15 protein-coding genes are annotated in these 14,560 nt (G+C 49.3%); 14 read left to right on the forward strand and 1 reads right to left on the reverse strand.

All coding sequences use genetic code 11. The annotated features are described in order from the left end of the window. Positions 1-34 precede the first annotated feature (34 nt). The 4 genes from guaB to AOA63_RS00490 all read left to right on the forward strand — a co-directional run bounded on the left by guaB (position 35) and on the right by AOA63_RS00490 (position 5,100). Complete coding sequence (gene guaB / locus AOA63_RS00470) at positions 35-1,501, forward strand: IMP dehydrogenase (protein ID WP_053957870.1); 1,467 nt, start codon at positions 35-37, stop codon at positions 1,499-1,501. 30 nt (positions 1,502-1,531) lie between these two features. Beyond that, entirely contained in the window at positions 1,532-2,821 is a 1,290-nt protein-coding gene (murA, locus tag AOA63_RS00475; protein ID WP_053957871.1) for a UDP-N-acetylglucosamine 1-carboxyvinyltransferase, read from the forward strand. A 229-nt stretch (positions 2,822-3,050) separates the two neighbouring features. Next, positions 3,051-4,232 (forward strand): acetyl-CoA C-acetyltransferase, encoded by a 1,182-nt coding sequence (locus AOA63_RS00485; protein ID WP_053957873.1) that lies wholly within the window; start codon positions 3,051-3,053, stop codon positions 4,230-4,232. 13 nt (positions 4,233-4,245) lie between these two features. Further along, the gene (locus AOA63_RS00490) at positions 4,246-5,100 is read left to right on the forward strand and encodes a 3-hydroxyacyl-CoA dehydrogenase family protein (RefSeq protein ID WP_082343638.1); all 855 of its coding nucleotides are present in this window, start codon (positions 4,246-4,248) and stop codon (positions 5,098-5,100) included. Between the two features lie 33 nt (positions 5,101-5,133). Here the strand turns inward: AOA63_RS00490 and AOA63_RS00495 are convergent, their stop codons facing one another. Next, entirely contained in the window at positions 5,134-5,844 is a 711-nt protein-coding gene (locus tag AOA63_RS00495) for a polysaccharide deacetylase family protein (RefSeq protein WP_053957874.1), read from the reverse strand. A 111-nt stretch (positions 5,845-5,955) separates the two neighbouring features. Between AOA63_RS00495 and AOA63_RS00500 the strand changes: the two genes are divergently transcribed. The 10 genes from AOA63_RS00500 (at position 5,956) to guaA (ending at position 14,484) form a co-directional block, all read left to right on the forward strand. Then, positions 5,956-7,110, forward strand: coding sequence for a M20 metallopeptidase family protein (locus AOA63_RS00500; RefSeq protein ID WP_053957875.1), 1,155 nt, complete (start codon positions 5,956-5,958; stop codon positions 7,108-7,110). 67 nt (positions 7,111-7,177) lie between these two features. Beyond that, positions 7,178-7,687, forward strand: coding sequence for a cyclic pyranopterin monophosphate synthase MoaC (gene moaC / locus AOA63_RS00505; protein WP_053957876.1), 510 nt, complete (start codon positions 7,178-7,180; stop codon positions 7,685-7,687). Beyond that, positions 7,659-8,138, forward strand: coding sequence for a MogA/MoaB family molybdenum cofactor biosynthesis protein (locus tag AOA63_RS00510; RefSeq protein ID WP_053957877.1), 480 nt, complete (start codon positions 7,659-7,661; stop codon positions 8,136-8,138). Before moaC ends, AOA63_RS00510 begins: the two co-directional genes overlap by 29 nt. A gap of 193 nt (positions 8,139-8,331) precedes the next feature. Beyond that, entirely contained in the window at positions 8,332-8,634 is a 303-nt protein-coding gene (locus AOA63_RS00515) for a co-chaperone GroES (protein WP_082343639.1), read from the forward strand. Between the two features lie 32 nt (positions 8,635-8,666). Then, positions 8,667-10,301 (forward strand): chaperonin GroEL, encoded by a 1,635-nt coding sequence (gene groL, locus AOA63_RS00520; protein ID WP_020373934.1) that lies wholly within the window; start codon positions 8,667-8,669, stop codon positions 10,299-10,301. 280 nt (positions 10,302-10,581) lie between these two features. Beyond that, entirely contained in the window at positions 10,582-11,175 is a 594-nt protein-coding gene (plsY, locus tag AOA63_RS00525) for a glycerol-3-phosphate 1-O-acyltransferase PlsY (protein WP_053957878.1), read from the forward strand. Between the two features lie 155 nt (positions 11,176-11,330). Further along, entirely contained in the window at positions 11,331-11,816 is a 486-nt protein-coding gene (locus AOA63_RS00530) for a hypothetical protein (RefSeq protein WP_431607698.1), read from the forward strand. A 170-nt stretch (positions 11,817-11,986) separates the two neighbouring features. Continuing rightward, a complete protein-coding gene (locus tag AOA63_RS00535; RefSeq protein WP_053957880.1) occupies positions 11,987-12,421 on the forward strand; it encodes a MerR family transcriptional regulator in 435 nt (144 codons plus the stop codon). 3 nt (positions 12,422-12,424) lie between these two features. Beyond that, positions 12,425-12,967, forward strand: coding sequence for a hypoxanthine phosphoribosyltransferase (gene hpt / locus AOA63_RS00540; RefSeq protein ID WP_020373930.1), 543 nt, complete (start codon positions 12,425-12,427; stop codon positions 12,965-12,967). Further along, complete coding sequence (guaA, locus tag AOA63_RS00545; RefSeq protein WP_053957881.1) at positions 12,964-14,484, forward strand: glutamine-hydrolyzing GMP synthase; 1,521 nt, start codon at positions 12,964-12,966, stop codon at positions 14,482-14,484. The genes hpt and guaA overlap by 4 nt, the downstream gene beginning before the upstream one ends. Positions 14,485-14,560: the final 76 nt, after the last annotated feature.

The raw sequence follows: 14,560 nt of genomic DNA on the forward strand, positions 1-14,560 counted from the left end.
GACAGCGGGCAAGTAACAGAAGGAGAGATATACAGTGGAGTTTCATGAGAAGTTTGGGCCTGAGGCCTTAACTTTCGACGATGTCTTATTAGTACCAGGACATTCAACCGTATTACCCAAAGAAGTCGATTTAACGACACGATTTACCCGTAATGTGATGATTAATACCCCCTTAGTTTCAGCAGGTATGGATACTGTGACAGAAGCCCGTATGGCGATTGCTATCGCCCGGGAAGGTGGAATTGGCGTCATTCATAAAAATATGTCGATTGAACGCCAAGCCGGTGAAGTGGACAAGGTCAAACGTTCAGAACATGGTGTCATCATTGATCCGATCTTTTTGGGCCCTGACAATATGGTTCGGGAAGCGCTGGAAATGATGGGACGCTACCGCATTTCGGGCGTGCCGATTGTCCGCGACGGAGGATATCTGGTAGGCATTCTTACTAACCGGGATTTACGGTTTGAAACCAATTTCGATCGGCCGATTCAAGATGTTATGACGAAAGATGGGTTGGTCACCGCTCCTGAAGGGACCACTTTGGACGAAGCCAAAGCGATATTAGGCCGTCACCGCATTGAAAAGTTGCCGTTGGTGGACCGCATGGGACGCTTGCGCGGATTAATTACCATTAAAGACATTGAGAAAGCCAAAAAGTTTCCGCATTCGGCCAAAGATCGCAATGGCCGATTACTTGTGGCCGCAGCTGTCTCGGTGGGAGCCGATACAATCGAGCGAGTTGAGGCATTAGTGGCGTCTCGTGTCGACGTCATTGTGGTTGATACCGCTCATGGGCATTCCCAAGGCGTGATCAATACCGTGCGTCAAATCAAAGAATTATTTCCTCATGTTGATGTCGTCGGTGGCAATATTGCGACTCCCGAAGCTGCGGAGGCATTAATTGAGGCTGGCGCTGACGCGGTCAAAGTTGGGGTCGGTCCGGGATCAATTTGCACGACACGTGTGGTGGCGGGTATTGGAGTTCCGCAAATTACGGCGGTGTGGTCCGTGTACCAGGTCGCCAAGAAATATGATGTGCCTGTTATTGCTGATGGAGGAATCCGGTGGTCCGGGGATATTGTCAAAGCACTGGCAGCGGGTGCATCATCGGTGATGATTGGTTCGCTCTTTGCTGGCACAGAAGAAAGTCCGGGAGAAATGGAGATTTTCAAAGGTCGTTCCTTTAAAGTATACCGGGGCATGGGATCATTATCGGCAATGAAGGAAGGATCGAAAGATCGCTATTTCCAAGATGATCAAGATGTCGAAAAGCTGGTGCCCGAAGGTATTGAAGGGCGAGTGCCTTACCGTGGTTCTCTAGCCGATACCGCCTATCAATTGTTAGGAGGATTGCGTGCGGGCATGGGGTATTGTGGCACGCCAACCTTGGCGGATCTTCGCGAAAAAGGACGATTCATTCGTATTACGAATGCCGGACTTTTAGAAAGTCATCCGCACGATATTCAAATTACGAAAGAAGCTCCTAATTATAGTTTATAAGGGCTAACGGTTGATGAAAGGCGGATTGACTTGGCAAGGCTCGTTATTCAAGGGCGTTATCCTCTAACTGGGGAAGTCAGTGTGGAAGGGTCTAAGAACAGTGCATTACCGATCATTACGGCGGCGGCGCTCGCCGCCGAAGGAACCTCGGTCCTGGAAAATGTGCCCCGTTACACGGACATCATGGATTTATGCCAAATTTTGCGCGAATTGGGCGCAGAGGTCGAATGGATTGGAGAAAGCCGGTTAAAAATTACGGCACGCAGTTTATCCAATTACCATGCGCCCTATGAATTGGCGAAAAAATTGCGGGGCTCGACATATGTCGTCGGATTATTGCTCGCACGTTTAAAGCAAGCCGATGTAGCCTTTCCAGGAGGCTGTCAAATTGGCTCGAGACCTGTAAATTTTCATGTACAAGGGTTTCAGGCTCTTGGGGCGACAATGTGGCTAGAACACGGATCGATTCACGGCAAAGTCGAAAACCGGCTAGTAGGAACCCGGATTTATATTGAACGGGCTTCCTTTGGTACCACGATTAACCTCATGATTGCGGCCAGTTTGGCTGAAGGAACTACGACGTTGGAAAACGCGGCGATGGAACCCGAAATTGTTGACTTGGCCAATTTTCTGAATGCCATGGGCGCGAAAGTCCGGGGAGCGGGAACGAATTTAATCCGCATCGAAGGCGTTGACGTATTACATGGAGCGCATCACGAAATTATTCCCGATCGCCTAGAGGCCGGCACCTACCTGATTGCGGCGGGCGTGACTGGTGGGGTTGTTACGGTCACCAATGTAATCCCCGAGCACCTCCGCACCGTTTTGCTCAAACTGGAGCAAGCTGGGGCTGAAATTGAGGAGGATATGGATTGGATCCGGATCGTGGTGAACCGGCGCTTACAATCCGTAGATATCGAAACCTTGCCTCATCCTGGTTTCCCGACCGATTTGCATCCGCAAATGGTGAGTTTATTAAGCTTGGCTGATGGTGTGGCCGTTGTCCAAGAAACCGTGTTTGAAAACCGTTTTGGCTATGCTCATGATTTAGTGCGTCTCGGCGCCGATATCAAACTCGAACGGGAAACAGCCATTGTTCGCGGGGTTGAGCAACTGACTGGGGCCCCCGTGCAGGCCCAGGATATTCGGGGTGGTGCTGCCCTGGTGCTGGCAGGATTAGGAGCCTTGGGAACAACGATAGTTGAAGGGGTGGAATATATCGATCGGGGTTATCATGCGCTCGAACAAAAATTAAGTTCCTTAGGCGCAAAAATCTATCGTGAAGATGAGAATAGCGGCAAATATCCAAAAATGTTGTGAGCTTGGGCATCACACCCTGCAATCAGGCCCACAGCAGTATAATAACAGCTGAAGCCCGTATTCAAACAGGCTTTTGTGGATTCACTTCTCACATCGAAATAGATGTCCTTTTACAAGGCATGTTTGACGGTACGAAGATGAAAGAGAAGATCCATAAAGCCTGCTTTTCCTGGAATCACCCGGAAAATCAAAAACTTGTCGAATTTGTTAGAAAGGCAGATGACCTCACATGCCAGAAAGTGTTGTGGTGAGTTTAGCCAGGACCCCCTTTGTTCCTTTTGGGGGGGCATTAAAAGATGTCCCGGCCACGGAACTTGGAGCTCACGTAATTCGTGCCGCCTTAGACCGCATTGCACTTGATCCTCAAGCGATTGATTATGTCTTTATGGGGCAAGTTGTGCAAGCGGGGGCTGGCCAAATTCCTTCCCGTCAAGCTTCTATTGGCGCGGGTATGCCTGATACTGTTCCTTCGGACACAATCAATAAAGTGTGTGCGTCGAGTTTACGAGCAGTCAATTTAGCGGACATGGCAATCCGGGCAGGAGAAATTCGGTCGGCTGTGGCTGGAGGCATGGAATCCATGAGCCGGGCTCCGTATTTAGTCGACGGGGCTCGTTTTGGTTTGCGTATGGGTGATACCACCTTCGTCGATGCCGTTATTAAAGACGGTTTATGGTGCAGTTTTGGACAATGTCACATGGGGGTTTATGGCAGCGAAGTGGCCAAAGAATTTGGCATATCGCGTAAAGCCCAAGATGAGTGGGCATACCGCAGTCATATGCGGGCTATTGAAGCCATTGATAGCGGACGGTTTGCTAAGGAAATCGCACCATTCACCGTTCAAGGCAAGCGCGGGGAAAAAACTGTGATTGAACAGGATTTAGGACCTAGGCGGGATACGAGCCTTGAAAAAATCAGCTCATTGCGCCCAGTATTTGTGGAAGACGGAACGGTTACCGCAGGCAATGCGCCAGGATTGACTGACGGGGCTGCTGCACTTGTGGTAATGGAAAAGAATATGGCTAAAGAACTGGGTTTACCCATTTTGGCCACGATCATTAGTTCTGGTTATGTTTCACGAGCGCCTAAATATCTTCACACAGTGCCGGCCTATGCGGCACAAATGGCGTTATCCCGGGCAGGATTGGATGCTTCAGAATTGAAGCGTATTGAAATTAATGAGGCGTTTGCCGCAGTGACGTTAACAAGTATCAAAATTGGCGAATTTGATCCGGAAATTGTGAATGTCAATGGGGGCGCTGTGGCATTGGGCCATCCGATTGGCGCGTCGGGAGCCAGAATATTAATGACGTTGATTGTCGAATTGCAACGAATCGGTGGAGGCTATGGAGTGGCGACCATTTGTAGTGGTGGCGGACAGGGCGAAGCGACACTGGTTCGCGTGGATTAGGAGATGATGGCACGTGTCATTGCGGTTGTTAGTTGTTGGAGCCGGCCAAATGGGCACTGGAATTGCTCAAAATGCGGCTCAGCACGATTTTGAGGTGTTTCTTTGGGACAGCCTTAAGCAGCAAACAGAAAAAGCGCTACAACAGATTCGCGCTCGTTTAGACCGAGCGGTGCAAAAAGGCGAGATGGATACATCCCAGGCTGATGCTATTATGGGGCGGATTGCTGTTCCTCGTGATCTGGCCTTGGTACCCCCGGTCGATTTGGTCGTCGAAGCGATTATTGAACAAGAGAAGGAAAAGGTTTCACTCTTTGAACAGCTGGGCCGTCTGTTTGATGCATCCACAATTCTGGCGTCAAACACTTCGTCAATTTCTATTTCCCGGATTGCCCGCCCTGTTCCTCATCCCGAACGGGTTATCGGGATGCATTTTATGAATCCGGTACCTGTTATGCGCCTGGTTGAAGTCGTGGCAGGGACTTTGACTAGTCAAGATACCGTGCAAAAGGTTGTCAAGTGGGCGGAGATGATGGGGAAGACCCCTGTCATTGTCCAGGATTACCCCGGATTTGTCTCGAACCGAATTTTGATGCCCATGATAAACGAAGCTATTTTTGCATTGCAGGAGGGCGTGGCTAGTAAAGAAGCCATAGACACGGTGATGAAACTGGGGATGAATCATCCCATGGGACCGTTAACTCTGGCGGATTTTATTGGACTTGATACGTGTTTAGCCATTATGGAAGTGTTATATGAAGGCTTTGCCGATTCCAAATACCGGCCAGCACCGCTTTTGCGCAAAATGGTGGATGCAGGATTACTCGGACGGAAAACCGGTGTGGGGTTTTACGAATATGAAAAGGCTTAAAGACGGGTTTTCCCGTCTTTAAGCCTGCTGTGATTAGATGGCTTTAGGCGCATCGTGACGTTCTTTGACTAAGGTGGGTAATGTGACCATTTTGTAACCCATTTGTGTTAATTGTTCTAAGATGGCATTTAAGGCTGTGACGGTTTGACTGCGATTTCCGCCTCCATCATGTAGCAAAATGATTGAGCCTGGTTTGACCTGTGTGGCCACTTTGTTGATGATTGACGCGACTCCCGGACGTGCCCAGTCTCTTGTATCAATGGACCAGAGAACAACGGTGTAGCCGTGTTCTCCAAAAGTTTTGAGTAGTGAAGTTGACACCATGCCATATGGTGGGCGGTAAAACGGGACCACAGAAACCCCCAATGATTGAACGTATTGAGCCGTTTTAGCCGCATCATTCCACAATGCTTGGGCACCTACTCGGCGTAAATTTAAGTGACTCCAGCCGTGATCGGCAATGGCCGAACCTTGGTGGGCAATGTCCTTAACCAATCCGGGAAACCGCTGAACCTCGCTGCCGACAACGAAAAATGTGCCATAGGCATGATATTGCGATAAAGTTTTGAGAATTAATGGGGTATATTTGGGGGAGGGACCATCATCAAAGGTAATGGCCACAACTTTTTTATCAGTCACGACGTGGGTCAATGCGCCCTGACTCGCTGGCTGACTCACAAGAAAGAACGCTAACACGACAATTATGACGGGACTTAGGACGAGCCATCCCCATCCCTGGTTCATTGTACAGGTCATCTCCTTAATGGGCACTAGGCATGCCAACTCACATGATGTGTACGCACTGGTCCAAATCAATATGCGAAAAAGAACAAACAGGGAAAGGGGCTGAATCACATGGACGAACTATTATGGCAAGAAATTATGCCGTGGATGGTGGAGATCAGACGGAAGATTCACCAATATCCCGAACTAGGACTTGACACTCCAAAAACCGCCTCACGCGTTGAAGAGGCGTTAGATGAATTGGGGATTGGTCATCGACGGCTAGTTGAGAACGGAGTGGTCGGCTATCTTGGCCCCCAAAATGGCGATGCCATTTTGTTGCGGGCTGATATGGATGGATTGCCCATTGAAGAAAAAACGGGTCTGCCTTACGCGTCAAAGATGAAAGGACGCATGCATGCTTGTGGACACGATGCGCATACCGCCATGTTGCTAGGCGCCGCCTATTATTTGAAACGCCGGGAAAGGGACTTAAAACATCCAGTAACCCTCATGTTTCAGCCAGGAGAAGAAGGACCCGGAGGAGCATTGCCGATGATTGAAGCGGGAATTTTGGACCATCCCCGGGTTACTCGCGCCGTAATGACTCACGTGGACAGTGAGTTACCATGGGGAACCATTGGTCTTTTTAGTGGGCCGGCGATGGCCTCTCCCAACGACTTTAAGATCACCGTGCGGGGGAAAGGGGGACACGGGGCGCATCCGGACAAGACGGTGGACGCCATCATTGCGGCCACGGCAATTGTTCAAGGCTGTCAAACTTTGGTAAGCCGAGAACACGATCCTACAGAACCTTTAGTGGTGACATTTGGGACGATTCATGGCGGATACCGAGAAAATGTCATTGCAGACGAAGTGGAATTGACAGGAACCATCCGCATCCTGTCTCCAAAAGAGATTGATAACACCTTAACGCGCTTTACCCGGTTTATTGAGCAAATTGCTGCGGCGTACCGTGCCCAAGCGACTGTCGAAATTACGCGCGGTTATCCGCCTTTAGTCGCCGATGTTTTGTTGACAGACCAAGTCGAAGCGGTACTACAGCGAGAATTAGGACCAGATGCGGTAAGACGTTTGCCCAAACCATCAATGGGAGCCGAGGATTTTGCCTATATTGCCCAAAAAGTTCCGGCTACCAATTTACATGTCGGCGTCGTCGGACCAGAGTTTGTTACGGGCATTCACTCTGCAGGTTTTAATTTGGATGAGAGAGCTTTAATCACCGGGGCTAAAGCCTATGCGGCGGTGGCACTGTATGTGTCATGAGGTCCCTAGAGGCGTCAAGGAGCACGTAATAAACCGCCATAACCAACACTAGGGGGTCACATAGCTGATGGACACTTATCCAAATCATTTAAATGAACGTGGCGAAGTGCATATGGTGAATGTGGGGGGCAAAGCCATTACCGAACGGATGGCTCGGGCCAAAGGGGCTCTTCTGGCTTCCCCTTCAATCTGCCAAGCGGTAAAGGAAGGCCGGATTCCTAAAGGCGATGTATTGGCTGTGAGCCGGGTTGCCGGGATTATGGCGGCGAAAAGGACTGGCGAATGGATCCCCTTATGCCATCCCTTGCCGCTTACGGCGGTTGACATCGTGATTACCGTTCAAACGGATCGGTTCGTGGTCGAATCGACAGTGCGCACCACGGCACCTACCGGTGTTGAAATGGAAGCATTAACCGCTGTCTCGGCTAGCCTATTGACGTTATATGACATGCTCAAGGCTATGGACCGGACAATGGTCATGACCGATATCTTGTTACTCGAAAAAGACGGAGGGCGTTCGGGACATTTTATACGGGAGGGCATTTCACATGTGGAAAATCGCCATCCTGACGAGTAGTGACCAAGGGGCTTTGGGTCAACGCGCCGATACGTCCGGAGCCTATATTAAAGATGCCGTTCGTGACTTGGGCGAAGTGGTCGCGTATCAAATTCTTCCCGATGATGAGGAGGGCTTGGTGACACAACTCAAGGCCTGGGTGGATGCGGGTATGGATTTGATTTTGACCACAGGAGGAACGGGACTTGGTCCCCGTGACAACATGCCCGAGGCCACTCGCCAGATAATCGACCGAGAAATTCCAGGAATGAGCGAAGCTATGCGTTATGAATCCCTCAAGCACACACCTATGGGCATGCTGTCGCGTGCGGTGTGCGGACAAAAAGATCGTACGTTGATTATTAACTTGCCCGGCTCGTTGAAAGCTGTGCAGGAGTTATTGCCCGTTATTTTACCCGTTCTTAACCATGCCCTTGAGGTGATTCATGGGCAAACGGGACATAAAAATTGAAGATTGAGCTAGATTTAGTGAGATAACGCGAGAAATATGGAGGAAAATCCCTTATTATCATGATCCTGTTTGTCTGGGAATTATTTGACGCTGCTAGGCCTTTTGAGTAAACTGCTTTATGGGTACGTTAGCACTCACCGACTTCGAGTGCTAACAAAAACATATTACTCTCGTTGCAAGGAGGAAAACATCTGTGGAGATTCGTCCACTGGGAGACCATATTGTGGTGCAAATCTTAAGTGACGATTCTATGCCTTCGGGGATTGTGCTGCCCGACACCGCGAAGGATAATCCGCAGCGGGGACGTGTGATTGCAGTAGGATCAGGGAGACTGCTGAGCAACGGTACCCGAGCACCTTTAGAGATTCAATCCGAAGATGTTGTGTTATTCAACGTAGAATCTGCAACGAAAGTGCGAGTCAACGGCCACGATTATTGGCTATTAAAAGAAGACGACGTGTTAGCAGCGATCAACCCGTCTTTGGCTCATGTTTAACACACTGGAGAATTGGCTAGGAGGTAAAATCAATGGCTAAGCAAATGGTCTACGAAGAAGAAGCTCGCCGCGCGTTAGAGCGTGGTGTAGACAAATTGGCCAATGCGGTGAAGGTAACCTTAGGACCTAAGGGCCGCAATGTCGTGTTAGAAAAGAAATTTGGCGCACCGTTAATTACCAACGATGGTGTCACGATTGCACGGGAAATTGAATTAGAGGATCCGTTCGAATCAATGGGTGCGCAATTAGTCAAAGAGGTTGCTACCAAGACCCAGGATGTTGCTGGTGACGGAACCACAACCGCCACGGTGTTGGCGCAAGCGATGATTAAAGAAGGGCTCAAGAACGTCACAGCGGGCGCTAACCCCATGGGCATCAAACGGGGTATTGAGCGGGCAGTGGCTGTAACCGTCGAACAGATTCGGAAAATCGCGACACCGATTGAGGGCAAAGACGCGATTAGCCAAGTGGCATCCATTTCGGCGAATGACGAAGAAATTGGTCGGTTAATTGCCGAAGCCATGGAAAAAGTCGGTTCGGACGGAGTTATCACCGTTGAAGAATCAAAGACCACGGGCACGACATTAGAAACCGTCGAAGGAATGCAGTTTGACCGCGGGTACATTTCTCCGTACATGGTTACCGACACGGAAAAGATGGAAGCGGTATTAAATGACCCCTACATTTTGATTACGGACCGGAAGATTTCTGCCATCCAAGATTTGCTGCCGGTATTGGAAAAAGTTGTTCAGCGCGGGAAACCCCTCGTCATCATTGCTGAGGATGTCGAAGGCGAAGCCTTGGCTACCTTGGTTGTGAACAAATTGCGGGGAACCTTAACAGCCGTGGCTGTGAAAGCTCCGGGATTCGGTGACCGTCGTAAAGCGATGTTAGAAGACATTGCGATTTTGACCGGTGGGCAAGTTATTTCCGAGGACATTGGTCTCAAATTAGAGAATGTCACTCCGGATATGTTAGGGCAAGCGCGCCAAGTCAAGATTGCTAAAGAGGAAACCACCATCGTCGAAGGTCGCGGTTCGCAAGAAGAAATTAAGAAGCGCGTCCAGGTTATCAAGAAGCAAATCGAAGACACCACTTCTGATTATGACCGTGAAAAATTGCAAGAACGGTTGGCCAAACTCTCCGGTGGCGTGGCTGTGATTCAAGTCGGTGCTGCTACAGAGGTTGAGCTTAAAGAAAAGAAACTGCGCATTGAAGACGCGTTGTCGGCAACCCGTGCTGCTGTGGAAGAAGGAATTGTTCCCGGTGGTGGAACAGCATTGCTCCGGGCGATTCCCGCAGTAGAAGCTATTGAAGCTGAAGGTGACGAGCGTATTGGAGTCAACATCGTTCGTCGCGCTTTAGAAGAACCCGTACGGCAAATTGCTTTCAACGCTGGACTCGAAGGTTCTGTTATTGTGGAAATGGTGAAAAAGGAATCGGGTAACGTCGGCTACGATGCAGCTCACAACAAGCTCGTTGACATGGTCAAGAGTGGTATTGTTGACCCCGCCAAAGTGACCCGGTCAACCTTGCAAAACGCGGCGTCTATTGCGGCCATGCTTCTCACCACAGAGGCATTAGTCGCTGACAAGCCTGAAAAGAAAGATGCCGCAGCGCCCGGAGGCATGGGCGGCATGGGCGGCATGGGCGATATGATGATGTAAGGCCCATCAGTTGCCAGAGGAGAGCAAAAGGATTTTGCTCTCCTCTTTCTTTTTGCGAGAGGGCAATCAATAATAGACCAGAGAGATGGGCTTAAGGTCTGTGGTAAGATACCGAAGGCGTATATGGTGTCAACGTCTATCGTGTCGAACGCTGATAGCATGAGAAGAGGGCACAACGTGTAAGGGACACCCAACAATGAGTCATCAACGGATGTTAAAAAGAACACCTGAATAATTTTCTTTATTGGATGCAAAGTGATTGAGATAAGGGGGCAACAGGGTGTCGGCACCTGAAATGGTGTTGTTTATCGGATCTTTTTTATTGGGTTCTATTCCTTTTGGATACTTGATGGCCCGTATGCGTTTTCAAACGGATATTCGCCAACATGGTAGTCAAAATATTGGAGCGACCAATGTGGCGCGGACTTTTGGCATTCGCGTGGGATTGGTGGTGTTAGTCTTAGATGCGCTCAAAGGGATATTGGCGGTGATGATGGCCTTTATGTTATTTCCTCATTTGCCAATGGTGCCTGCTGTAGCTGGTCTGATGGCCATGCTTGGCCACGTTTTTTCTCCATTCATGAAGTTTAAAGGCGGCAAAGGCATTGCCACTGGACTCGGTGTCTTGTCAGCATTATTTTGGCCTGCAGCGCTCATAGCTGTCTTATGTTTCGCCTTCGTTGTCGCCCTATTCCGGATTGTGTCTGTGGCCTCTTTTGTGGCCATGTTGGCGGCCCTAGTGAGTTTTTGGGCATTTGGTCAACAAACCGATTTTTGGTTTTTTGGAATTCCTGCGGTTATCTTGGCATTTTGGGCGCATCGCAATAATTGGCGCCGACTGCTTAAAGGTCAGGAACCTCGCTTTGGACGGTGAGGTGATGACGGACAGGTCTCTTCCTCTGGGGACTTTGAAATAGTCAAAGAATGGGTTGGCAATGGAATGAAATAGGTAAAATGGGGAAAGCTGACTGTTAGATAATACCTTTCTCAAAGGAGTCTAACAGTCTAAGGAGGCTTATCCCATTGGAAGTGACATTATCCCAGCTTATTGAATCGGCACCGGAATTAGCGGTAGCCTTACGCACCGATATTCGCAAGGGACGCTTAGCTGCCAAACGCCAAGAGGGCGTCGCGGGGCGTCCCTATGTGGTTGATACCCAAGCTTTAATGCAGTCCGATCGCGAAGCTTTTCGGCAATTAGCCCAAGATTTAGAAGCCGGCCGAGAAGTGGTGCGTTCTCGCAGTGCCAATATGGGTAGAATTCATCACACGCCAGCTATTGGCAATGAGGCCAACTGGCAACCGTTTATGAAGATAATGGAGTCGCAACAAAACATGATGAGCCAGCTCCTGGAAGTGCTGACTGATGAAATGCGGCACCGTCAGGAACGTGTGGATCGGCAAGCTCGGGAAATGCAAGAATTGTCCTATAAACTTGGACAATCGCACCAACAGATCGAGCGGTTGGAGCGTTTATTGAAAGACCATGCCGATAATCACCTGGAACAAGCATAAAACGGGTTATCTGGGCAACGATCTATGGAGAATTATAACGGGTTAGGTGGCAGGGGTTTTTATGACCCCTGCCAAATTCTTACCAACCTGTTTAGTTTCGTGTCAAAGTTCGGTAAGATGGTGGCGGAGCCTCAAAAGGTCGTTTCACCTTAACAAAAAGGAGATGCGCTATGAAAAATGCCAATCATTCGGATCAGCCTTCGTTTTCTATCCGTGTTGTAAAAGAGGCGACCGGTTTGACAGAAAGGCGCATACGCTATTATGAGACGTTGCATTTGTTAGCGCCAAGGCGTACTCAAGGAAATCAACGTCTGTATACTCAAGCAGACATTGATCGGTTGAAGTATATTAAAAGCTTGTTGGACCATGGGGTGTCACTAAAAGAAGTGCGCGCTCAGCTTCAACAGGAAGATTTAATTGCGCATGACCGTGACTTTGATGATGTGGAACGGGATGCCGAAAGTTATTTCCAAGGCAAGCTAATTGCCCGGAAAGCCGAAATTCACCGGGATTCATTGTATCCCTTAATCAATCGTCATGAGATTATGCGTCGGTTAGTCCGTGACCATACAAATGGGCACGAAGATACGAAAGGGGACCAGTAGAGGTTGCAGGGGGTTCAGGGAGAAGAGCTGGAAGTGCTCTTGTCTGCTAAAGACATTGCGAGTCGGGTGGAAAGTCTCGGAAAACGTATTACGTTAGACTACCAAAACAAACCATTGATACTGATTGGGATTCTAAAAGGGTCTTTTATCTTTTTGGCGGATCTTATCCGTGCTATTGATTTACCTGTGGCCGTTGATTTTATGGCTCTGTCGTCTTATGGCAGTTCAACGAAATCCTCGGGCGTGGTTCGCATTATTAAGGATTTAGATCATAGCTTGGAGGGCCATCATGTCCTCGTGGTCGAAGATATCGTCGACACAGGGCTCACGTTAAACTACATTTATGGGCATGTGAAATCGCGTGGCGCCTTGAGCGTAAAAATTTGTTCGTTATTGGACAAGCCTTCAAGGCGTCAAGTGGCTGTACCCTTGCATTATAAAGGGTTCGAAATTCCTGATGAATTTGTTGTAGGCTACGGATTAGATGTCGGTGAACGCTACCGCAACTTGCCTGATGTCTGCAAGTTAGTGAGGGCCAATGGATGAATGATACGGTATTAGTTTTAGATTTTGGGGCGCAGTATAATCAATTGATTGCACGGCGTGTGCGTGAAGCTCAGGTCTTTTGTGAAGTCGTGCCCGGAGATATTTCTTACGAAGAAGTACGGGCAAAAAATCCGGCTGCCATTATCTTATCCGGGGGCCCGGCGAGTGTTTTTGAACCGGGGGCTCCGAGTATGGATCCGGCGATTTTAACAATGGGTATTCCCACGTTGGGAATCTGTTATGGTATGCAGTTGATGGCGCACTTGCTAAACGGGACGGTGACCCCAGCACAACGGCGTGAATACGGGCGGACGCTCATGACTCTCACGCAATCAAGCCCGCTATTTTTAGACATTCCTGAACACAGCACCGTGTGGATGAGTCATGGTGATCATGTGCTAAAAGCACCGGAAGGCTTTACCGTACTGGCCTCGACCAACACCACGCCAATTGCGGCAATGGCCAATCCGGCCCGTAACCTCTATGCCGTGCAATATCATCCAGAGGTGCACCACACCGAAGGTGGTTTTCGGATGCTCCAAAACTTTCTATATCAGATTGCGCATCTGGAACCAAACTGGCAACCCGACCAATTTATTCCGCAAGCTATTGACCAAATTCGACAAAAAGTGGGCAATGGACGTGCCTTAATAGCCTTGTCGGGTGGAGTCGATTCAGCAGTGGCGGCGGCTTTGGCGCATGAAGCGATTGGTTCGAAATTGACCGCGATTTTAATTGATCATGGTTTAATGCGGCAAGGCGAAATCGAAGAAGTCGTCAAAGCATTTCCCTCGTTGGATTTGCGAGTCGTTCGTCGTGATGACGTCTTTTTTGCCGCGTTAAAAGGCGTAACGGATCCCGAAGCCAAACGGAAAATTATTGGTCGGGAATTTATTCGTGCGTTTGAACATGCCAAAGAGGCAATAGGTCCGGTGGATGTTTTAATCCAAGGGACTGTCTATCCCGATGTGATTGAATCGGGAGGAAAAAATGCCCGGACTATCAAATCCCATCACAATGTCGGGGGTCTCCCCGAAGATGTCGGGTTTGAAATAGTCGAACCGCTTAGGTGGCTGTTCAAGGACGAGGTGCGGAAAGTTGGAGAAGCGCTGGGCTTGCCAGATAGTATTGTCTGGCGACAACCCTTTCCGGGACCCGGCTTAGCCGTGCGTATTGTTGGGGAAGTCACCCCAGATAAGGTGGATATTTTGCGTCAAGCGGATGCCATTGTCCGCCAAGAGATTCGTAAAGCTGGTCTCGAACGCCAAATTTGGCAGGCTTTTGCCGTGCTGTTAGATATTCGATCGGTGGGGGTCATGGGCGATGAACGGACCTATGGATTCCCCATTGTGATTCGGGCGGTCGAAAGTTTGGATGGGATGACAGCGGACTGGGTACGATTGCCAGATGATCTTTTAGAAACCATGGCCAGCCGGATTATTGGAGAAGTACCAAGGGTCAACCGGGTTGTTTATGATATTACATCTAAACCTCCTGGCACTATTGAGTGGGAATAAGGATAACCGTATAGGAAAAGAGGTCAGGGATACATTATGCCCATGACCTCTTTTTTTCTTGGACGGGGGACGATAA

The sequence above is a fragment of the Sulfobacillus thermosulfidooxidans genome, from assembly GCF_001280565.1.
Lineage (GTDB): Bacteria > Bacillota > Sulfobacillia > Sulfobacillales > Sulfobacillaceae > Sulfobacillus > Sulfobacillus thermosulfidooxidans_A.